This window comes from Pseudomonas frederiksbergensis (genome assembly GCF_003732275.1).
Taxonomy (GTDB): domain Bacteria; phylum Pseudomonadota; class Gammaproteobacteria; order Pseudomonadales; family Pseudomonadaceae; genus Aquipseudomonas; species Aquipseudomonas frederiksbergensis_H.
The window spans coordinates 15,475-35,971 of the sequence record NZ_MOBM01000008.1; the positions used below are offsets into that span (position 1 = coordinate 15,475).

The 20,497-nt window shown below is 58.5% G+C and carries 20 protein-coding genes; 14 read left to right on the top strand and 6 right to left on the bottom strand.

Annotation, left to right across the window (positions count from 1 at the left end; genetic code table 11):
• Positions 1 to 68: 68 nt before the first annotated feature.
• A complete protein-coding gene (locus BK662_RS06120; protein ID WP_007901840.1) occupies positions 69 to 557 on the bottom strand; it encodes a DUF3015 domain-containing protein in 489 nt (162 codons plus the stop codon).
• 452 nt (positions 558 to 1,009) lie between these two features.
• Between BK662_RS06120 and BK662_RS06125 the strand changes: the two genes are divergently transcribed.
• Both BK662_RS06125 and BK662_RS06135 read left to right on the top strand, forming a co-directional pair.
• Positions 1,010 to 3,448 carry a Lon protease family protein gene (locus tag BK662_RS06125; protein ID WP_123357340.1) on the top strand — a complete coding sequence of 813 codons (2,439 nt, stop codon included), beginning with the start codon at positions 1,010 to 1,012 and terminating at the stop codon, positions 3,446 to 3,448.
• A 306-nt stretch (positions 3,449 to 3,754) separates the two neighbouring features.
• Positions 3,755 to 4,096, top strand: a complete 342-nt coding sequence (locus tag BK662_RS06135; protein ID WP_007901845.1) for a PA4575 family protein — start codon at positions 3,755 to 3,757, stop codon at positions 4,094 to 4,096.
• A gap of 5 nt (positions 4,097 to 4,101) precedes the next feature.
• Here BK662_RS06135 and BK662_RS06140 read toward each other — a convergent pair whose 3' ends face one another.
• A complete protein-coding gene (locus BK662_RS06140) occupies positions 4,102 to 5,931 on the bottom strand; it encodes a hypothetical protein (RefSeq protein WP_123357342.1) in 1,830 nt (609 codons plus the stop codon).
• A 160-nt stretch (positions 5,932 to 6,091) separates the two neighbouring features.
• Here BK662_RS06140 and BK662_RS06145 point away from each other — a divergent pair, with 160 nt between their 5' ends.
• The 3 genes from BK662_RS06145 (at position 6,092) to bamJ (ending at position 7,747) form a co-directional block, all read left to right on the top strand.
• Positions 6,092 to 6,580, top strand: coding sequence for a TIGR00645 family protein (locus BK662_RS06145; protein WP_007901849.1), 489 nt, complete (start codon positions 6,092 to 6,094; stop codon positions 6,578 to 6,580).
• Positions 6,581 to 6,702: 122 nt separating this feature from the next.
• Positions 6,703 to 6,999: a DUF6482 family protein gene (locus BK662_RS06150; RefSeq protein WP_123357343.1), complete on the top strand. Its 297-nt coding sequence runs from the start codon at positions 6,703 to 6,705 to the stop codon at positions 6,997 to 6,999.
• A 130-nt stretch (positions 7,000 to 7,129) separates the two neighbouring features.
• Positions 7,130 to 7,747 (top strand): BamJ family beta-barrel-assembly machinery protein, encoded by a 618-nt coding sequence (gene bamJ, locus BK662_RS06155; RefSeq protein ID WP_007901858.1) that lies wholly within the window; start codon positions 7,130 to 7,132, stop codon positions 7,745 to 7,747.
• Positions 7,748 to 7,877: 130 nt separating this feature from the next.
• Here bamJ and BK662_RS06160 read toward each other — a convergent pair whose 3' ends face one another.
• From BK662_RS06160 to BK662_RS06170, 3 genes are all read right to left on the bottom strand, one after another.
• Positions 7,878 to 8,135 (bottom strand): PA4570 family protein, encoded by a 258-nt coding sequence (locus BK662_RS06160; protein WP_095632313.1) that lies wholly within the window; start codon positions 8,133 to 8,135, stop codon positions 7,878 to 7,880.
• A gap of 207 nt (positions 8,136 to 8,342) precedes the next feature.
• Positions 8,343 to 8,684, bottom strand: coding sequence for a zinc ribbon domain-containing protein YjdM (locus BK662_RS06165; RefSeq protein ID WP_007938431.1), 342 nt, complete (start codon positions 8,682 to 8,684; stop codon positions 8,343 to 8,345).
• A 165-nt stretch (positions 8,685 to 8,849) separates the two neighbouring features.
• Positions 8,850 to 9,818 (bottom strand): polyprenyl synthetase family protein, encoded by a 969-nt coding sequence (locus BK662_RS06170; protein ID WP_123357344.1) that lies wholly within the window; start codon positions 9,816 to 9,818, stop codon positions 8,850 to 8,852.
• A 240-nt stretch (positions 9,819 to 10,058) separates the two neighbouring features.
• On the opposite strand from BK662_RS06170, the gene rplU reads away from it, so the two are divergent.
• The 5 genes from rplU to BK662_RS06195 all read left to right on the top strand — a co-directional run bounded on the left by rplU (position 10,059) and on the right by BK662_RS06195 (position 13,820).
• Complete coding sequence (gene rplU, locus BK662_RS06175; RefSeq protein ID WP_007901869.1) at positions 10,059 to 10,373, top strand: 50S ribosomal protein L21; 315 nt, start codon at positions 10,059 to 10,061, stop codon at positions 10,371 to 10,373.
• A 35-nt stretch (positions 10,374 to 10,408) separates the two neighbouring features.
• Positions 10,409 to 10,684: a 50S ribosomal protein L27 gene (rpmA, locus tag BK662_RS06180; protein ID WP_007901871.1), complete on the top strand. Its 276-nt coding sequence runs from the start codon at positions 10,409 to 10,411 to the stop codon at positions 10,682 to 10,684.
• A gap of 193 nt (positions 10,685 to 10,877) precedes the next feature.
• On the top strand, positions 10,878 to 12,101 hold the full coding sequence (gene cgtA, locus BK662_RS06185; protein ID WP_123357345.1) for an Obg family GTPase CgtA: 1,224 nt from the start codon (positions 10,878 to 10,880) through the stop codon (positions 12,099 to 12,101).
• Between the two features lie 123 nt (positions 12,102 to 12,224).
• Entirely contained in the window at positions 12,225 to 13,343 is a 1,119-nt protein-coding gene (gene proB, locus BK662_RS06190) for a glutamate 5-kinase (RefSeq protein WP_123357346.1), read from the top strand.
• Between the two features lie 12 nt (positions 13,344 to 13,355).
• Complete coding sequence (locus BK662_RS06195) at positions 13,356 to 13,820, top strand: CreA family protein (RefSeq protein ID WP_123357347.1); 465 nt, start codon at positions 13,356 to 13,358, stop codon at positions 13,818 to 13,820.
• Positions 13,821 to 14,004: 184 nt separating this feature from the next.
• On the opposite strand, the gene rpsT is transcribed toward BK662_RS06195, so the two are convergent.
• On the bottom strand, positions 14,005 to 14,283 hold the full coding sequence (gene rpsT / locus BK662_RS06200) for a 30S ribosomal protein S20 (protein WP_007901883.1): 279 nt from the start codon (positions 14,281 to 14,283) through the stop codon (positions 14,005 to 14,007).
• Between the two features lie 252 nt (positions 14,284 to 14,535).
• Between rpsT and murJ the strand changes: the two genes are divergently transcribed.
• From murJ to lspA, 4 genes are all read left to right on the top strand, one after another.
• Complete coding sequence (gene murJ / locus BK662_RS06210; protein ID WP_123357348.1) at positions 14,536 to 16,074, top strand: murein biosynthesis integral membrane protein MurJ; 1,539 nt, start codon at positions 14,536 to 14,538, stop codon at positions 16,072 to 16,074.
• Positions 16,075 to 16,203: 129 nt separating this feature from the next.
• Positions 16,204 to 17,154 carry a bifunctional riboflavin kinase/FAD synthetase gene (gene ribF / locus BK662_RS06215; RefSeq protein WP_185047083.1) on the top strand — a complete coding sequence of 317 codons (951 nt, stop codon included), beginning with the start codon at positions 16,204 to 16,206 and terminating at the stop codon, positions 17,152 to 17,154.
• Complete coding sequence (ileS, locus tag BK662_RS06220; RefSeq protein ID WP_123357350.1) at positions 17,155 to 19,986, top strand: isoleucine--tRNA ligase; 2,832 nt, start codon at positions 17,155 to 17,157, stop codon at positions 19,984 to 19,986. It abuts the gene before it with no gap.
• The gene (lspA, locus tag BK662_RS06225) at positions 19,979 to 20,491 is read left to right on the top strand and encodes a signal peptidase II (protein WP_038981489.1); all 513 of its coding nucleotides are present in this window, start codon (positions 19,979 to 19,981) and stop codon (positions 20,489 to 20,491) included. The genes ileS and lspA overlap by 8 nt, the downstream gene beginning before the upstream one ends.
• Positions 20,492 to 20,497 lie beyond the last annotated feature (6 nt).

A 20,497-nucleotide genomic window follows, 5' to 3' on the forward strand; every position in this document is an offset into this window, starting at 1 on the left:
GGGGCAGGCCAAAAGGGCCAGGTTCAAAAAATAAAACCCGCTCCCCAAAGAGAGCGGGCCGGTCGAGCTTAAGCTTGAGTAGCGTACTTGGCCAGACGAGGGTCGCTTTTCAGCACGGCCAGGGTGTTGGTATGCACGTCATCAGCGGTCACGTCAGCTTTGCTGAAGATCTGCTGGAAGTGCTGATGAGTCACAGCGGCGAAGTGCGCACGGTCTTCCGGCGCCACGCCCAGTACCACGGCGTAAGTGGTCAGCGCTTCGCCCTGACCTTTAGCCATGTCTTCAGACAGCTCGTTCATCATGCCATTCATGGCGATCCAGGATTTGCCGCCATAGGTCAGCGACGCGTTGGTCGAGCAACCGTTGGTGCCGGACGTCATACCGAACGTTGCGTTACCGGAAGTGCCGTTGGTGGTGGATGCCAGGAAGTGTGCCGGGGTGCCACGCTGACCTTCGAACAGCATGTTGCCCCAACCGCAGTCCGGACCGCCTGGCGCCTGAGCCATGGCATTGATGGATACAGCGGTGAAAAGAGTACCAAGAAGAATCCGTTTCATAGCTATGTTCTCTTTGTGTGCATACCAATGGACAGGTGCTGGCCCCTAATGGTGCCAGTGGGCCGGTTCCGGGGGCGTTCTCAATTAGTTTCCCCGTCGCGCCGGGTCTGCTGCTGTGCAGGGCAAGGCGCGAGAAGCGTGGTTTGGTCATTCCAAATAAGCTTCGANNAAGGGAACAACCATTCCCAGCGGCCTGCGCCTTGCCTGGCCCGCTTTAAGGCGGCAACGCGACGGGGAAAACTAATTGAGAACGCCCCCTGGTTCCAGCCGCGCAGTTTGGAGTTTAGGCACGTTCCGAGGGTTCCGTTATTTTTTGCCAAACATTCCTTGAAAACATTGATTTTGAGCTGCTCGGCCCGGAGTTGGCGCTTTGTCTAAGCGCGCGCCTTGCCAGTGAGGTGCGGGCAGCGCCAGAATGCCGCTATCTGCCCCGCCTGATGTAAGGAAGCCCGATGCCTGATCCTGTTGCTGCCAGCTTGCGTCTAGCGCCTGAAGCGCTGACCCGTCCGTTTTCCGCTGAACAGTTCAGCTTCTCTACCACCAATGATCTGGAGCCCTTCCGCGGTGTGCTTGGCCAGGAACGCGCGGTCGAAGCCTTGCAGTTCGGTGTGGCCATGCCACGCCCCGGTTATAACGTATTCGTCATGGGCGAGCCCGGCACCGGCCGGTTTTCGTTCGTCAAACGCTACCTCAAGGCCGAAGGCAAGCGCCTGCAGACCCCGGCGGACTGGGTCTATGTCAATAATTTCGATGAACCGCGCGAGCCACGTGCGCTGGAACTGCCGTCGGGCACCGCCGGTGCTTTCATCGGTGACATCAACGGCTTGATCGACAACCTGCTGGCGACCTTTCCAGCCGTGTTCGAGCACCCGTCCTATCAGCAGAAGAAAAGCGCCATCGACCGCGCTTTCAACCAGCGGTATGACCGTGCACTGGATGTGATCGAGCGTCTGGCGCTGGAGAAAGAGGTCGCGCTCTACCGCGATAGCAGCAACATTGCCTTCACCCCGATGAGCGAAGGCAAGGCACTGGATGAGGCGGAATTCGCCCAATTACCGGAAGCCGAGCGCGAACGCTTTCATGACGACATTTCCGGGCTGGAAGAGCGCTTGAACGAAGAGCTCGCCAGCCTGCCGCAATGGAAGCGCGAGTCGAGCAATCAACTGCGTCAGCTCAACGAAGAAACCATCACCCTGGCCTTGCAGCCATTGCTCGCGCCGCTGTCGGAAAAATATGCGGAAAACGCAGGCGTTTGCGGTTACCTGCAAGCGATGCAGGTGTACCTGCTCAAGACGGTGGTTGAGCAACTGGTGGACGACAGCAAGACCGACGCCATCGCCCGCAAATTGCTCGAAGAGCAATACGCCCCGAGCCTGGTGGTCGGTCATCCATTCAGCGGCGGCGCGCCAGTGGTGTTCGAGCCACATCCGACCTACGACAACCTGTTCGGTCGTATCGAATACAGCACCGATCAGGGTGCGCTCTACACCACCTATCGGCAGCTGCGACCGGGTGCGCTGCACCGGGCCAACGGCGGTTTCCTGATCCTCGAAGCGGAAAAAATGCTCAGTGAGCCTTTTGTCTGGGATGCGCTCAAACGCGCCCTGCAATCGCGCAAGCTGAAAATGGAATCGCCTCTGGGTGAGTTGGGTCGACTGGCCACTGTGACGCTGACACCGCAACACATTCCGCTTCAGGTCAAAGTCGTCATCATCGGCGCCCGGCAGTTGTATTACACGCTGCAAGACCTCGATCCGGACTTCCAGGAGATGTTCCGCGTCCTGGTGGATTTCGACGAAGACATCCCGATGGTCGACGAGAGCCTGGAGCAGTTCGCCCAGTTGCTCAAAACCCGTACGTCCGAGGAAGGCATGGCGCCGCTGACCGCCGATGCGGTGGCGCGCCTGGCGACTTACAGCGCGCGTCTGGCCGAACACCAAGGGCGACTGTCGGCGCGAATCGGCGATCTGTTCCAACTGGTCAGCGAGGCGGATTTCATTCGTGACCTGGCGGGTGACGACATGACCGATGCCGGGCACATCGAGCGTGCGCTCAAGGCCAAGGCCACCCGCACCGGGCGCGTTTCGGCGCGGATTCTCGATGACATGCTGGCCGGGATCATTCTGATCGACACCGATGGCGCGGCTGTCGGCAAGTGCAACGGGTTGACGGTGCTGGAAGTCGGCGATTCGGCCTTCGGGGTGCCGGCGCGAATTTCCGCCACGGTTTATCCGGGCGGCAGCGGCATTGTCGACATCGAGCGTGAGGTCAACCTCGGCCAGCCGATTCACTCCAAAGGCGTGATGATCCTCACCGGGTATCTGGGCAGCCGTTATGCCCAGGAATTCCCGTTGGCGATTTCCGCGAGCATCGCCCTGGAGCAGTCCTACGGTTATGTCGACGGTGACAGCGCGTCTCTTGGCGAAGCATGCACGCTGATTTCGGCCTTGTCGAAAACCCCGCTCAAGCAGTGCTTTGCAATTACCGGTTCGATCAACCAGTTCGGTGAAGTGCAGGCGGTGGGTGGGGTCAACGAGAAGATCGAAGGTTTCTTCCGACTCTGCGAAGCCCGTGGTCTGACGGGGGAGCAAGGGGCGATCATTCCTCACGCCAACGTCGCCACGCTGATGCTCGACGAGAAGGTACTGGCGGCGGTGCGGGCGGGGCAGTTCCATGTCTACGCAGTGCGCCAGGCCGACGAGGCCCTGAGCCTGTTGGTCGGCGAGCCGGCCGGTGCGCCGAATGAGAATGGCGAATTCCCTGAAGGCAGCATCAATGCGCGGGTAGTGGAACGCTTGCGGGTGATCGCGGAAATGATCAGCGAGGAAGACCTCAAGGAAGCCGAAAAAGAGTTGGCGCAGGAAGCAATGCTGGAAATCAAGCCGGCCTGACGCAACCCCCCCTGTGGGAGCGGGCTTGCTCACGAAGACTGACTAACATTCAACATTAATGTCGACTGTTATGCCGCCTTCGCGAGCAAGCCCGCTCCCACGGGGTTTTGTGTTCAATGCGAAATAAAAAGCGCCGTCAAAATGGCGTCAATATTCACGCAGTGACCACTCGGCACCTTCTGGTCTTGGTTCGCGTGCGAACCAGACTTTTCTTCTATTATCTGCTCAAGGATATCGACAGTAATCACTGGATCGAGACAGTCTTCCCGTGGAGGCTGAATACCGGATCTACCGAGGGTCGCCGCCATGTCGCGCAACCTCTGCCTCACCCGTCAATGCCTGGGTCTTGTGACCCGTATCGAATGTGCCATCCGCCCGCTGGCGGGGGATACGGGCATGTGGACCTTACTCTTCGCCGCCGGAATGGCCGGCGAGCAGCCTTCTGCCATCAAGGCCCAAGGCCCGTTCCGTGGGCCTGTCGTGGCTGAATCGATCCTCGACACTATTGTTGAAAGTCTGACGTTGCATGGTTACGAGCTGGCTGACGATCCGCAAATCTGGTGTCTGCATCTGCAAGCCCAGTTGCGAGAGATCAATGGCGGTCGTTATCGCAACCTTAGCGGTCCCGAGTTTCGTCCCGAGCACTGAACAGACTATTGATCAAGGTTGCCTGACTCAGCCTTGTCGAGTTTGACCTCAAACCCATATTGCACAGTGGTGAGGTTGGTTCGCTGATAAGTTTCCAGACGTGTGGGCTGGCCATAGAAGTAATGCACTGCAAATAACGCCGGGCCTTGCGCGCTGGCGTCGTGACTGACCGAAAGAATCTCTTTCAGATAATTGCCGCTGTCGTCCTTGGCGAAGAAGCGCCAGTCCTGGGCGGGAAACAGCTTCAGATCAACCACCAATGCATTCCCTTTGAACTCCAGGCCTTTGGGCAATTGGCGGGCGTCGTACGTTTGCTGGTCGACAGTCGCCAGGTACTGCGGCATGGAGCCCACGGCGTAGGCCGGGGTTTCCGGAAACAGGTTCAGATCATAGGTGATGGCGCCGCGTATCGGATCGACCTGATACGCCTCCGGCGGCAGCTCGATCGGCCCATCGCGCTGACCATTGCGATCTTGGGTGAAGAACGTCACCGGGCTTTCGCCGGGATTGAAAGAGGTGCCGAGCAGTTCGTCGTTGAAGCTTCTGGGGTGATCGAATTCGATGCGCGCGGCACTCGGGTCATCCACTGACTGACTGATGCTGATGCTTTTTTTCAGTTGCTCCTCGCCCAGCGCTGCGCCTTTGAGCCAGGTCGCGGCCTGGTCGTCATACACCACCACCGGTAAGGTCAGTGGCTGGATGGTTTTTTCCGTGGTGTGCGGGTCGAAGCGGCGTATCGGCAGGTTCAGATTCTTGTGGGTCACCGTGACCGCCGAGAAGTCCAGCAAGCTGACTTCGACGGTGTCGATGGGCCCGTTGAAGTAGACCTTGGTGTAATGCCGGGTTTGTTGCTTTTCAAACGCACGCTGCTCGTCATCGAGCTGCTTTTCGAATGCTTCGCTCCAGGCCTTCTGCTGTTGCATCTGCGCCAGTTGTTTTTGATAAAACGCAATTTGCGCGGCGGTTTCGTTGATCGCACCTGCGCGAGAGAGGAATTGCCCGGTGGCGTCCCTGGCCTGCACGATCAGTGGGTTGAGTGATATGTCACGTATCTCGGGGGCCAGCGGCGCGCTGTTACTGAATTCGATTTCGGCGTAGTGATTGCCCAGTTTCAATAAGGTGACACTGAGATTGTCGTTAGTGCGAGTCTGGCCGACGTCCTTTTTCGTCAGGTCGAAGCTGTAGAGCCGGCGTGGGGCGATGACTTCCACCTTGCCTTGCAGGCTCACCGGTTGTGGTTGGCTTTTCTTATCCACATCCAGGCCTTCGATGAAGGGGTAGGTCACCGTCAAATCATCGGGGTTGGTCAGGTTGGAGCTCGACGGGCTCAGCTGAATGCCGGGATCGGTTTCCGACCACTCCGGCTGGAACGCGATGACGCGCTTGTTGCTCAGGGTCACCGATTGCCATTCCAGGCCATGAGGAAAAAGGAATGCGCCCGGAATGTTGAAGTTGAAGGGAAACACCGGTTGCAGATCGGTCAGGTAATCCGAGCTGGATTCCTTGTGCAGCACGAACAGACCGTTGATGTAGGTGTCGACCAACGCCTGGGGCGTGGGGTAGTGCTTGAGCACGGCGAGGGCGTCTTCGCCGTATTCGGTGACCACTGGTTTGGTGTCGAGCTTGAGTTGCGCGCGTTCGAGCAACAGCAGTGAACCACCGAGCTCGGCCACGGCATCCTTGAGTTTGGGATCCTCGATTGTCTCCAGGGACTGTTCGAACTGTGCGATCTTTTCTTCGAGGCTGACCTGACGTTTCTCATCGCTGGGTGAACAACCACCGAGCAGCAACGTGAGGCAAAGTCCGGCACTCGTTAAAGGTAATCGCACATCCATTTCCAGTTTTCCTGTCCGACGTCGCTGACCTGTCAATGATCTGGACACTAGCAGAAAAACTTTGTCACACACACGCAGGTTACGGATTTTCCGGCGGTTTCTGGGGATAACAGGTGGCTGTTATACTCGCCGCCATTTACAGCCCCTTGTGTGAGATTCAATGGAACGCTTTATCGAAAATGCAATGTACGCCTCCCGCTGGTTACTGGCGCCGATCTATTTCGGTTTGTCCCTGGGCTTGCTGGCGTTGGCACTGAAATTCTTCCAGGAAGTCTTCCACGTCATCCCTAACGTGTTCTCGATGGCCGAGTCGGATCTGATTCTGGTCCTGCTGTCGCTGATCGACATGGCGCTGGTGGGCGGCTTGCTGGTGATGGTGATGATCTCCGGCTACGAGAACTTCGTTTCTCAGCTGGATATCGACGACAGCAAGGAAAAGCTCAACTGGCTGGGCACCATGGACTCGTCTTCGCTGAAGATGAAGGTCGCGGCTTCCATCGTGGCGATTTCGTCCATCCACCTGCTGCGGATTTTCATGGACGCCAAGAACGTCGACCCCGAGCATTTGAAGTGGTACGTGGTCATTCACATGACCTTCGTGGTGTCGGCGTTTGCCATGGGCTATCTGGACAAGCTGACCAAGCACTGATCTGCACAATCCCTGTAGGAGCGGTGTGAAACAGACGGGCGGTGTCGTCTGTGACTTGTACTTTGGCGTGTCGAGGCATATCCATGTAGAGATCCTGGCTCGCCACAGCGTGAGGTGCGCTCATGACTCTGCAAGAATTGAATGCGTATGCCATCGCCGGAAAGATCGATGAGCTGAACCTGATCTCGATGGAAGGCATGATCTACGTGCTGGAGGCGCGGATGCATGGCGCGGCGTATCCATTGCGCGATGCCCACGGCCAGATGTTGCTACTGCGCTCGGTCGAACATGCGCGTGATGTACTTCATGCCTTCCCCAAGTTGTCGTTCAACGTTGTGCATACCTCGGTCCATGACGAAATGTGCGGTGCCAGCACCGAGGAAAGCCTGAAAGTACCGATCACCTTCCGTTCTGTGTGACGGCGCTGACGCAGCTCAAACGTGACGGCATCTGTGCTAGTCTGCTCGCCCTTTTGATTCCGGGCGCGTTCCGGGACGCGCTGTGCATGCACGGCAAGTTCCAGGGCCGTCCGCACAGCGGAGCAGTGTCATGTCCGAAGTAAATCTGTCCACCGACGAAACCCGCGTCAGCTACGGCATTGGCCGTCAGTTGGGCGACCAGCTGCGTGACAACCCGCCACCGGGCGTTAGCCTGGACGCAATCCTGGCTGGCCTGACCGACGCATTCGCCGGCAAGCCAAGCCGTGTGGGTCAGGAAGAAATGTCCGCCAGCTTCAAGGTGATCCGCGAAATCATGCAAGCCGAAGCTGCAGCCAAGGCTGAAGCCGCTGCTGGCGAAGGCCTGGCTTTCCTGGCTGAAAACGCCAAGCGCGAAGGCATCACCACGCTGGCTTCCGGCCTGCAATTCGAAGTGCTGACTCAAGGTGAAGGCGCCAAGCCAACCCGTGAAGATCAAGTGCGCACTCACTACCACGGCACCCTGATCGACGGCACTGTGTTCGACAGCTCCTATGATCGTGGTCAGCCTGCAGAATTCCCGGTTGGCGGCGTCATCGCTGGCTGGACCGAAGCCCTGCAACTGATGAACGCCGGCAGCAAATGGCGTCTGTACGTGCCGAGCGAACTGGCTTACGGCGCTCAAGGCGTTGGCAGCATTCCGCCGCACAGCGTACTGGTGTTCGACGTCGAACTGCTCGACGTTCTGTAATGCCCGGCCTGTCGTCATGACGGGCTAATGTGGGAGCGAGCCTGCTCGCGATGCAGTCAACTCGGTTTTTCTGTGAAACCGAGGTGATGCCATCGCGAGCAGGCTCGCTCCCACAGTTTTTTGCGTTGTCTCATAGTTCGATCTTATGGTTCAGATCGCTGGTCGGGCGCAACGCCCGGGCATAGCAGAACAGAAACAGATTGCGTACCAGTTCCTTGAGCACCACCGGCTCGCTGGAACTCAGGCCGTTGACGTCCAGATCACCCTGATCCTGTAGCTCGTTCAAGGCTTCTTCTTCAAGCACCGCACAGACTTCCCCGGTTTCCCGATGCAGGATTCTGAGGTAGGGATGTGGGCGGTCCAGCCAGGCATCGATCAAATAAGTCATGAGTCTCATCTCCACTGATGGGTTTCAATGAGAATAATTCTTATTCATCAAATAGCAAGGGCCTATTGGCGGTTTGTGTTTTTTTCTGCGGGGAAATTGCTGAGCATCAAAACGACTGGCGTTTGGCTACTGCACGGGAATGCTGGGTGATGCGGGGAAGGGGCGAAGCACCATCCCACGCCAGGCGCGGGATGGAATACAGCGGATTCAGACTTTTCTGACGAACTCGGATTTGAGTTTCATAGGGCCGATGCCATCGATCTTGCAGTCGATGTCGTGGTCACCATCGCACAGGCGGATGTTCTTGACCTTGGTACCGACCTTGACCACCAGCGACGTGCCTTTGACCTTGAGGTCCTTGATCACGGTGATGGTGTCGCCGTCCTGCAGGACATTGCCGACCGAATCCTTTTTCACGGTGTCATCGGAGGCCACTTCGGCTTCGCCGTTGGCGGACCACTCGTGGGCGCACTCCGGGCAGATCAGCTGTGCGCCGTCTTCATAGGTGTATTCGGAATTGCATTTCGGGCAGGGTGGCAACGTGCTCACTAAAGCTCCTTGGATTCAGGATGGCTAAAAAGCGCACATTATATAGGGTTTTGTTGCAGGAGGGGGCTGACAGCAAAAGATCGCAGCCTTCGGCAGCTCCTACGGGGTTTGTATACACCTGTAGGAGCTGCCGAAGGCTGCGATCTTTTGATCTTGCCGTGAATGTCAGTGCGTGCGGGCAACCGCAAACTCGCTCAATTCCACCAATGCATCGCGGTATTCGCTGGCGGGCAGGGCATCCAGGCACTTGATCGCACGGACCACGTAATCGCGGGCCAGTTGCGCGGTGTAATCCAGCGAGCCGGAAGCCTCAACGGCTTCGCGAATGCTTTCCAGATCTTCGATGCCACCTTTCTGGATCGCCTGACGAACCAGTGCGGCCTGCTCCGGAGTGCCTTCGCGCATGGTGTAGATCAGCGGCAGGGTCGGCTTACCTTCGGCCAGATCGTCGCCGACGTTCTTGCCCAGGGTTTCGGCGTCGCCACGGTAATCCAGCAGGTCGTCGACCAATTGGAAGGCCACCCCCAGGTGATCGCCAAAGGTGCGCAGTGCTTCGCTCTGTTCCGGCGAGGCACCGGCCAGGGCCGCGGCACTGTGGGTCGAGGCTTCGAAGAGCATCGCGGTTTTGCCGCGGATGACTTCCATGTAGGTTTCTTCGGTGGTGCTGGCGTCGCGGACCTTCGACAGCTGCAACACTTCGCCTTCAGCGATGATGCGAGTGGCTTGCGAAAGGATTTTCATCACCGGCATGGAGCCCAGTTCGACCATCATTTCGAAAGAACGCGAATACAGGAAGTCGCCTACCAGTACGCTCGGCGCGTTGCCCCACATGGCGTTGGCGGTCGAGCGGCCACGGCGCATGCCGGACATATCGACAACGTCGTCATGCAGCAGGGTGGCGGTGTGCAGGAACTCGATGGTCGCGGCCAACAGGCGCAGGTCATCGCCTTCGCGGCCCAGTGCCTTGCCGCACAGTAGCACGAGCAACGGGCGCAGGCGTTTACCGCCAGCCGAGGTAATGTAGTCGCCGATTTTCGATACCAGCGGCACTCGGGAAGTCAGCTGTTTCTTGATGATGCCGTCGACGGCGCTAAAATCGTCCGCCACCGCGCGGTAGAAAGCTTGGGGTTGCATCAGCGACAGTTGCTCCAGAAGGGTTGCGCGGCATGCTAGGACCCACGTCCGGGCCTGTCAAGGCACGATGGACAGCCTCTTGCATCGCCCCGGCAGCTTGCGTACAATCGCGCACCCTGAACTTCCTGGGCAGCACCTGCCTTACGCAATTGCAAACAGGCCTTCCAGCCTTATGCAGCCATGCCAGCCAATACCTCTTCTTATAAAGAGCTGGGTGAGCAGGATTATCGGAGAAATACCATGTCTTATGCAGTAATCGTTACTGGTGGCAAGCAGTACAAAGTTGCTCCAGGTGAATACCTGAAGATCGAAAAACTGGAAATCGCTACCGGCGAATCCGTTACTTTTGATCGCGTTCTGTTGGTTGCCAATGGCGACGACGTGAATATCGGCGCTCCAGTTGTTCCTGGCGCTACCGTTGTGGCTGAAGTGATCTCCCAAGGTCGTCACGATAAAGTCCGCATCATCAAGTTCCGTCGCCGTAAGCACCACATGAAGCGTATGGGCCACCGCCAGTGGTACACCGAGATCAAAATCACCGGTATTCAGGCTTAATTTCAGCCTAATTCCTCACTAGGAGAATTGAACTCATGGCACACAAAAAAGCTGGTGGTAGTACCCGTAACGGTCGCGACTCAGAAGCCAAACGCCTTGGCGTGAAGATGTATGGCGGCCAGGTTATCATTCCGGGCAACATCATCGTGCGTCAGCGCGGCACCCAATTCCACGCTGGCTACGGCGTTGGCATGGGCAAAGATCACACTCTGTTCGCTAAAATCGACGGCGTGATCAAGTTCGAAGTAAAAGGCGCCTTCGGTCGTCGTTACGTAAGCATTGTCCCGAAGACTGACGTCGTCGCGGCATAATTACGTAGTTGCTGGAAAAGCCCTGTCTTGCGACGGGGCTTTTTCGTTTGTGGGGTGAGTCTCTTGCAAAGCTGTTTGTGATGGGCTCCAGCGCTGTATTGGCGGTCGTTGATTGAGGTCGCTGCGCTCATTTTTGCAAGAGTCTTATGTCTAGGTTTTTTCGGCTCGTCCGTATGGCGAGAGGCGTTTTGTTATGAAGTTTGTTGATGAAGTATCGATTCGAGTAAAAGCTGGCGACGGTGGCAACGGTTGCATGAGTTTCCGTCGGGAAAAATTCATTGAAAACGGCGGCCCGAACGGCGGTGACGGTGGTGATGGCGGCTCGGTCTACATGGTCGCCGACGAAAACCTCAACACCCTGGTGGACTACCGTTACACCCGGCACTTCGATGCCGAGCGTGGTTCCAATGGCGGCAGCACTGACTGCACCGGCAAGAAAGGTGAAGAGTTGGTGCTGCGCGTTCCGGTCGGCACCACCGTCATCGATTCCGCGACTCAGGAAGTGATCGGCGACTTGACCAAGGCCGGCCAGCGTCTGCTGGTGGCTCACGGCGGCTGGCACGGTCTGGGTAACACTCGTTTCAAATCCAGCACCAACCGGGCTCCGCGCCAGACCACGCCGGGTAAGCCGGGTGAGCAGCGCGACCTGAAACTGGAAATGAAGGTGTTGGCGGACGTCGGTCTGCTTGGTTTGCCGAACGCCGGCAAAAGTACTTTCATTCGCTCGGTATCGGCCGCCAAGCCGAAAGTCGCCGACTACCCGTTCACCACTCTGGTGCCGAACCTGGGTGTGGTCAGTGTCGATCGCTGGAAGAGCTTCGTGGTGGCGGACATTCCGGGCCTGATCGAAGGTGCTTCCGACGGCGCGGGCCTGGGGATTCGTTTCCTCAAGCACTTGTCGCGTACCCGTCTGCTGCTGCACCTCGTCGACATGGCGCCGCTGGATGACACCAGTGCTCCGGATGCCGCTGAAGTGATCGTCAGCGAGCTGACCAAGTTCAGCCCGTCCCTGGCTGAGCGTGATCGCTGGCTGGTGCTGAACAAATGCGACCAGATCCTTGAAGAAGAGCACGACGCTCGCGTCAAGGAAATCGTTGATCGTCTGGAATGGACCGGTCCGGTCTACGTGATCTCTGCAATTGCCAAGCAAGGCACTGAGCGTCTTTGCCATGACATCATGCGTTATCTGGAAGATCGTGCCGATCGTCTGGCTAACGATCCGGCCTACAAGGAAGAGCTGGCCGAGCTCGATCAGCGCATCGAAGATGAAGCGCGCGCCCAGTTGCAGGCGCTGGACGATCAGCGTGCCCTGCGTCGCAGTGGCGTGAAGTCGGTCCATGACATCGGTGAAGACGATTGGGACGAAGAAGATGTGGATGACGAAGACGGTCCGGAAATCATTTACGTGCGTGACTGATTCGTTGCGATAAACTTAAGCGCCGCTCACTAGAGCGGCGTTTTAGTATCTGGAAATCGGTAGTCACGAATAACGTTACGGGCAGCGCTGGGTCGTGCTGTCCTCAAGCTAAGGTTGAAGATGATGCGGAGCAAGGTGACAGGTGCGCAGCGTTGGGTCGTGAAGATCGGCAGCGCTTTGCTGACGGCGGACGGCAAAGGCCTGGATCGCGCGGCAATGGGTGTCTGGGTCGAGCAGATGGTTGCCCTGCACGAGGCGGGTGTTGAGCTGGTGCTGGTGTCCTCCGGGGCGGTGGCGGCGGGCATGAGTCGTCTGGGCTGGACCGTACGACCCAGTGCAATGCACGAGTTGCAGGCCGCTGCCGCCATCGGTCAGATGGGGTTGGTGCAGGCCTGGGAATCGAGCTTTGCCGAGCATGGCCGGCATACCGCGCAGATTCTCCTGACTCACGACGATTTGTCCGACCGCAAACGCTACCTGAACGCTCGCAGTACGCTGCGCGCGCTGGTCGAGCTCAAGGTGATCCCGGTGATCAATGAGAACGACACCGTGGTCACTGACGAAATCCGTTTCGGCGACAACGACACGTTGGCGGCGCTGGTGGCGAACCTGGTCGAAGCCGATTTGCTGGTGATCCTCACCGATCGCGATGGCATGTTTGACGCCGATCCGCGCAACAATCCCGATGCCAAGCTGATTTACGAGGCGCGTGCCGATGATCCGGCGCTGGATGCGGTGGCTGGCAGTACGGGTGGTGCTCTGGGTCGTGGCGGTATGCAGACCAAGTTGCGCGCTGCGCGTCTGGCGGCGCGTTCCGGTGCGCACACCATCATTGTTGGTGGGCGCCTGGAGCGGGTGCTGGATCGTCTCAAGGCGGGCGAGCGCATCGGCACCTTGTTGTCGCCTGAGCGCGGCATGCTGGCGGCACGCAAGCAATGGCTGGCCGGGCATCTGCAAACCCGCGGCACGCTGGTACTGGATGCGGGGGCGGTGACGGCGTTGTCCCAGGGCAACAAAAGTTTGCTGCCGGTGGGTGTCAAACTGGTCCAGGGCAGTTTCCGTCGTGGCGAAATGGTGGTCTGTGTGGCGCCGGACGGTCGTGAAATCGCCCGTGGCCTGGCTAACTACAGTGCTCTGGAGGCACAAAAAATCATCGGTCAGTCGTCTGAAGCGATTGTCGGTCTATTGGGGTACATGGCGGAGCCGGAACTGGTTCACCGCGATAACCTGATTCTGGTCTGAAGGAATACCTGAATGCGTGTGGCAAAAGGATTATTGGGCTTGTTGTTGGCGATGCCGCTGCTGGCCTCGGCCGAGGAGATTGGCCAGGTATCGACGGTGTTCAAGTTCGTCGGTCCGAACGACCGTATCGTTGTCGAGGCGTTTGATGATCCAAAAGTGGATGGCGTGACCTGCTACCTGTCGCGCGCCAAGACCGGTGGCGTAAAGGGTGGGTTGGGTCTGGCCGAGGATCGCGCTGAAGCGTCTATAGCGTGTCGTCAGGTCGGGCCGATCAACTTCAAGGGTGAGCTCAAGGATGGCGAGGAGGTGTTCAAGGAGCGCACGTCCTTGGTGTTCAAGACCATGCAGGTGGTGCGATTCCTCGACAAGAAGCGCAATACGCTGGTGTATCTGGTCTACAGCGATCGTTTGATCGAGGGCAGCCCGCAGAATGCGGTGACGGCGATTCCGATCCTGCCGTGGACGCACGCTCAATAATCTGACGCAAGACGAAGTGTGGGAGCGAGCCTGCTCGCGATAGCGGACTGACATTCAGCATCTATGCTGGCTGGACGTCCGCAATCGCGAGCAGGCTCGCTCCCACATTTTTTTGCGGTGTATCTGATAAATCGCAGGCAATAAAAAACCGACCCTGAGGTCGGTTTTTTAATGAGCGTGTCGCTTAGGCAGCAGCGGCAACGTTCAGGGCCTTTACGTGGCCATTCAGGCGGCTCTTGTGGCGAGCAGCTTTGTTCTTGTGGATGATGCCTTTATCGGCCATACGGTCGATAACTGGCACAGCCAGAACGTAAGCAGCTTGAGCTTTAGCAGCGTCTTTTGCGTCGATGGCTTTAACTACATTCTTGATGTAGGTACGAACCATGGAACGCAGGCTGGCGTTGTGGCTGCGACGCTTCTCAGCCTGTTTTGCACGTTTTTTGGCGGAAGGTGTGTTGGCCACCGTCGAGCTCCTCGAAAGACTTTTTAGGAAATAGCAAACAAAATAGGCCGCGAATCATGCCGATGAGTTGATGTCTTGTCAAGGGCGGTTGAGACGATCCGCTAAGTGGCAGGTATAGAGCGCCGGGATATTTCTTTCCGGCGTGCGACCTGTAAACTCGCGAGCTTTGGCTCTGTGCTGTTGCGGCGCGGAGTATCGCATAAGTGGGCGCGTTGTTCGCCTGCTGTTTATCGACAGGCAAAAACTCTTTCAATGAATCTGCTCAAATCGTTGGCCGCTGTCAGCTCTATCACGATGCTTTCCCGGGTGTTGGGGTTTGTTCGCGACACTCTAATCGCTCGTGCATTTGGCGCAGGAATGGCGACCGACGCCTTCTTTATCGCCTTCAAACTGCCCAATCTGCTGCGGCGGATCTTCGCTGAGGGAGCATTTTCCCAGGCCTTCGTGCCGATTCTCGCCGAATACAAAAGCCAGAAGGGCGAGGAGGCGACGCGAACCTTCATTGCCTATGTCTCGGGCCTGCTGACGCTGGTGCTGGCGCTGGTCACCGCGTTGGGCATGCTCGCCGCGCCTTGGGTCATCTGGGCCACGGCGCCGGGTTTCGCCACTACCCCGGAAAAATTCGAGCTGACCTCCGATCTGCTACGGGTCACTTTTCCTTATATATTGCTGATCTCCCTGTCTTCATTGGCCGGAGCGATCCTTAACACCTGGAACCGCTTCTCGGTGCCGGCCTTCGTGCCGACCCTGCTCAATGTCAGCATGATTATTTTTGCGGTGTTCCTGACACCGTATTTCGATCCGCCGGTGATGGCGCTGGGTTGGGCTGTTCTAGTGGGCGGTCTGGCGCAATTGCTGTTTCAACTGCCGCACCTGAAAAAAATCGGCATGCTGGTGCTGCCGCGCCTGAATCTGCGCGATAGCGGTGTCTGGCGGGTCATGAAACAGATGCTGCCAGCGATCATCGGCGTTTCGGTGAGCCAGATTTCCCTGATCATCAACACCATATTTGCTTCATTTCTGGTGGCAGGTTCCGTGTCCTGGATGTATTACGCCGACCGCCTGATGGAATTGCCATCCGGCGTACTGGGTGTGGCGCTGGGCACGATTCTGCTGCCGACCCTGGCCAAGACCTATGCCAGCCAGGATCGCCACGAATACTCGCGGATCCTCGACTGGGGGCTGCGCCTGTGCTTCATGCTGGTGTTGCCGTGCGCCCTGGCGCTGGGGATTCTGGCTGAGCCGCTGACGGTTTCGCTGTTCCAGTACGGCCAGTTCAGCGCTTTCGATGCGGCCATGACCCAGCGCGCGCTGATTGCCTATTCCGTCGGCTTGCTGGGGATTATCGTGATCAAAGTGCTGGCGCCGGGCTTTTATGCGCAACAAAACATCCGCACCCCGGTAAAGATCGCGATTTTCACCCTGATCGTCACTCAGCTGTTTAACCTGGTACTGATCGGTCCGCTGGCTCATGCCGGTTTGGCGCTGGCCATCAGCGCGGGCGCCTGCATCAATGCCGGGCTGCTGTTCTATCAGCTGCGCAAGCAGCAGATGTATCAGCCGCAACCAGGCTGGGCAAAATTCGGGCTCAAACTGCTGGTGGCGGTGGCGGTGATGTCCGCGGTATTGCTGGGCGCCATGCACTTCATGCCGGCCTGGGCGGAAGGGCATATGCTGGAGCGTTTGCTGCGTCTGGGCGCATTGGTGATCGCCGGCGTGGTGGTCTATTTCGGCATGTTGTTGTTGATGGGCTTCCGTTTGCGCGACTTCAATCGCAAGGCCTTGAGCTGAGGCTTTTACCTCGATAAACACGGGCGAGCCGGCGGTTTTGTCGGCTCGATCACTTTGGGTTACGGTGTTGCCTGTCGTCGGCCGCCGGGTGTGGTTATAATCGACCACTTTATGAGCAAGAAGCGCGTTATGCAGCTGGTTCGAGGCCTCCACAACCTGCGCCCCCAGCATCGGGGCTGTGTCGCCACTATTGGCAACTTTGACGGTGTTCACCGTGGTCACCAGGCAATCCTGGCCCGACTGCGTGAGCGTGCGCTCGAGTTGGGCGTGCCCAGCTGCGTGGTGATTTTTGAGCCGCAGCCGCGAGAATTCTTCGCCCCGGATACCGCCCCGGCCCGTCTGGCCCGTCTGCGGGATAAACTGCAGCTGCTGGCCGTGGAAGGTGTCGACCGGGTGCTGTGCCTGGCGTTCAATCAGCGCCTGAGCAAACTCAGCGCCAGCGAATTCGTCGATACTATTCTGGTGGACGGTCTTGGCGTGCAGCATCTGGAAGTCGGCGACGATTTCCGTTTCGGCTGCGACCGGCTAGGGGATTTCGATTTCCTGCAACAGGCAGGCGTCCTTCAGGGGTTTACCGTCGAAGCGGCGCAGACCGTCGAACTGGACGGCATTCGTGTCAGCAGCACTCAGGTGCGTAACGCCCTGGCCGCTGCAGATTTTGCCTTGGCCGAGCGGCTACTCGGTCGTCCGTACCGGATTGCCGGGCGAGTCCTGCACGGCCAGAAGCTGGCGCGTCAGCTCGGTACGCCGACCGCCAACATACAACTCAAGCGTCGTCGTGTGCCGCTGTCCGGGGTTTATCTGGTCAACGTCGACATCGACGGCAAAACCTGGCCAGGCGTCGCCAATATCGGCGTTCGGCCAACAGTCCAAGGTGATGGCAAAGCCCACCTGGAAGTACATCTTTTAGATTTTGCCGGCGATCTGTATGACCGGCGTTTGACGGTGGTTTTCCACCACAAGCTGCGTGAAGAGCAGCGTTTCGCCTCTCTGGAGGCGCTTAAGACGGCGATCAATGCGGATGTCGCCGCCGCCCGTGCCCTGTCGCACCTAGCGCCAATCGCTAATGAAGAGCCTTAAATGACCGACTATAAAGCCACGCTAAACCTTCCGGACACCGCCTTCCCAATGAAGGCCGGCCTGCCTCAGCGCGAACCGCAGATTCTGCAGCGCTGGGACAGCATTGGCCTGTACGGTAAGTTGCGCGAGATTGGCAAGGATCGTCCGAAGTTCGTACTTCACGACGGTCCTCCGTACGCCAACGGCACGATTCACATCGGTCATGCGCTGAACAAGATTCTCAAGGACATGATCATCCGCTCGAAAACCCTGTCGGGTTTCGACGCGCCTTATGTTCCGGGCTGGGACTGCCACGGTCTGCCGATCGAGCACAAAGTCGAAGTGACCCACGGCAAGAACCTGGGCGCGGACAAGACGCGCGAACTGTGCCGTGCCTACGCCACCGAGCAGATCGAAGGCCAGAAGTCCGAATTCATCCGTCTGGGTGTGTTGGGCGACTTCGCCAACCCGTACAAGACCATGGACTTCAAAAACGAGGCCGGTGAAATCCGCGCCCTGGCGGAAATCGTCAAGGGTGGTTTCGTGTTCAAGGGCCTGAAGCCTGTGAACTGGTGTTTTGACTGCGGTTCGGCCCTGGCTGAAGCGGAAGTCGAGTATGAGAATAAAAAATCCGCGACCATCGACGTGGCTTTCCCGATCGCCGATGAAGCCAAACTGGCAGCCGCGTTCGGTCTGCCATCGCTGGGCAAACCCGCCTCGATCGTGATCTGGACCACCACCCCGTGGACCATCCCGGCCAACCAGGCGCTGAACGTTCACCCGGAGTTCAACTACGCCCTGGTCGACGTCGGCGACAAACTGCTGGTGCTGGCTGAAGAGCTGGTCGAGTCGTGCCTTGCCCGCTACAGCCTGGAAGGTTCGGTCATTGCGACAACCACCGGTAAAGAACTGGAACTGATTAACTTCCGTCACCCGTTCTACGATCGTCTGTCGCCGGTTTACCTGGCCGAATACGTCGAACTGGGCGCGGGCACCGGTGTGGTTCACTCCTCGCCAGCCTACGGCGTAGACGACTTCGTGACCTGCAAAGCCTATGGCATGGTCAACGACGACATCCTCAATCCAGTGCAAAGCAATGGCGTGTACGCGACATCGCTGGAGTTCTTCGGCGGCCAGTTCATCTGGAAGGCCAACCCGGCCATCGTCGACAAACTGTCGGAAGTCGGCGCGCTGCTGCACACCGAAACCATTGAACACAGCTACATGCATTGCTGGCGTCACAAGACTCCGCTGATCTACCGCGCTACCGCGCAGTGGTTCATCGGCATGGACAAAGAGCCTGCGACCGGCGAAACCCTGCGCAAGCGGGCGATCAAAGCCATTGAAGAGACCAGGTTCGTTCCGGCCTGGGGTCAGGCGCGTCTGCACTCGATGATCGCCAACCGTCCGGACTGGTGCATCTCCCGTCAGCGCAACTGGGGCGTGCCGATCCCGTTTTTCCTGAACAAGGAAAGCGGCGAACTGCACCCACGCAGCGTCGAGCTGATGGAAATCGTCGCCCAGCGCGTCGAAGTCGAAGGCATCGAAGCCTGGTTCAAGATGGACGCCGCCGAGTTGCTCGGTGAAGAAGCGCCGCTGTACGACAAGATCAGCGACACCCTGGACGTCTGGTTCGACTCGGGCACCACGCACTGGCACGTCCTGCGCGGTTCGCACTCGATGGGCCACGAGACCGGTCCACGTGCCGACCTGTACCTGGAAGGTTCGGACCAACACCGTGGCTGGTTCCACTCGTCGTTGCTGACCGGTTGCGCCATCGACGACCACGCTCCGTACCGCGAGCTGCTGACCCACGGTTTTACCGTTGACGAGTCCGGCCGCAAAATGTCCAAGTCGTTGGGCAACGTCATCGCGCCGCAGAAGGTCAACGACACCCTGGGCGCCGATATCATGCGTCTGTGGGTCGCTTCTACCGACTACTCGGGTGAAATGGCGGTTTCCGAGCAGATCCTGCAGCGCAGTGCGGACGCCTACCGGCGCATCCGTAACACCGCGCGCTTCCTGCTTTCCAACCTGACCGGTTTCAACCCGGCCACCGACATCCTGCCGGCCGAAGAAATGCTGGCGCTGGACCGTTGGGCGGTGGATCGCACCCTGCTGCTGCAACGCGAGTTGCAAGAGCACTACGGCGAATACCGCTTCTGGAACGTCTACTCCAAGATCCACAACTTCTGCGTGCAGGAGCTGGGCGGTTTCTACCTCGACATCATCAAGGACCGTCAGTACACCACTGGCGCCAACAGCAAGGCCCGTCGTTCGGCGCAAACCGCGCTGTACCACATCAGCGAAGCGCTGGTGCGCTGGATCGCGCCGATCCTGGCGTTCACCGCCGACGAGCTGTGGCAGTACCTGCCGGGCGAGCGTAACGAGTCTGTGATGCTCAACACCTGGTACGAAGGCCTGACCGAATTGCCGGAAGGCTTCGAGCTCGACCGCGCCTACTGGGAGCGGATCATGGCGGTGAAGGTGGCGGTCAACAAGGAAATGGAAATCCAGCGCGCGGCGAAGGCCGTCGGTGGCAACCTGCAAGCCGAAGTGACGCTGTTCGCCGAAGATGCGCTGAGCGCCGACCTGGCCAAGCTGAGCAACGAACTGCGCTTCGTTCTGATTACCTCGACCGCCACCGTTGCACCGTTCGTGCAGGCTCCGGCAGACGCGGTGGTCACCGAAGTCGGCGGCCTGAAACTCAAAGTGGTCAAGTCGAGCTTCGCCAAGTGCGCCCGTTGCTGGCACTGCCGTGAAGACGTCGGCGTGAACCCGGAGCATCCGGAAATCTGCGGTCGTTGTGTCGACAACATCAGCGGCGCTGGCGAGGTTCGTCACTATGCCTAACGCCGTTGGCCGTTTCGGACGGCTGAGCTGGCTCTGGTTGAGTTTGCTGGTCCTGGTCATCGACCAGGCCAGCAAGTTCTACTTCGAAGGCTCGCTGAGCATGTACCAGCAAATCGTGGTAATCCCCGATTACTTCAGCTGGACCCTGGCCTACAACACCGGCGCGGCGTTCAGTTTCCTGGCTGACAGCTCGGGCTGGCAGCGCTGGCTGTTCGCTCTGATCGCGGTGGTGGTCAGTGCGGTGCTGGTGATCTGGCTCAAGCGCCTGGGGCGCAACGAAACCTGGCTGGCAGTCGCCTTGGCGCTGGTGCTGGGTGGCGCGTTGGGTAACCTGTACGACCGCATTGCCCTGGGCCATGTGATCGATTTCATTCTGGTGCATTGGCAGAACCGCTGGTACTTCCCGGCGTTCAACTTTGCCGACAGCGCAATTTCTGTCGGTGCCGTGATGCTCGCACTGGATATGTTCAAAAGTAAAAAGACCGGAGAAACCGTTCATGACTGAACAGGT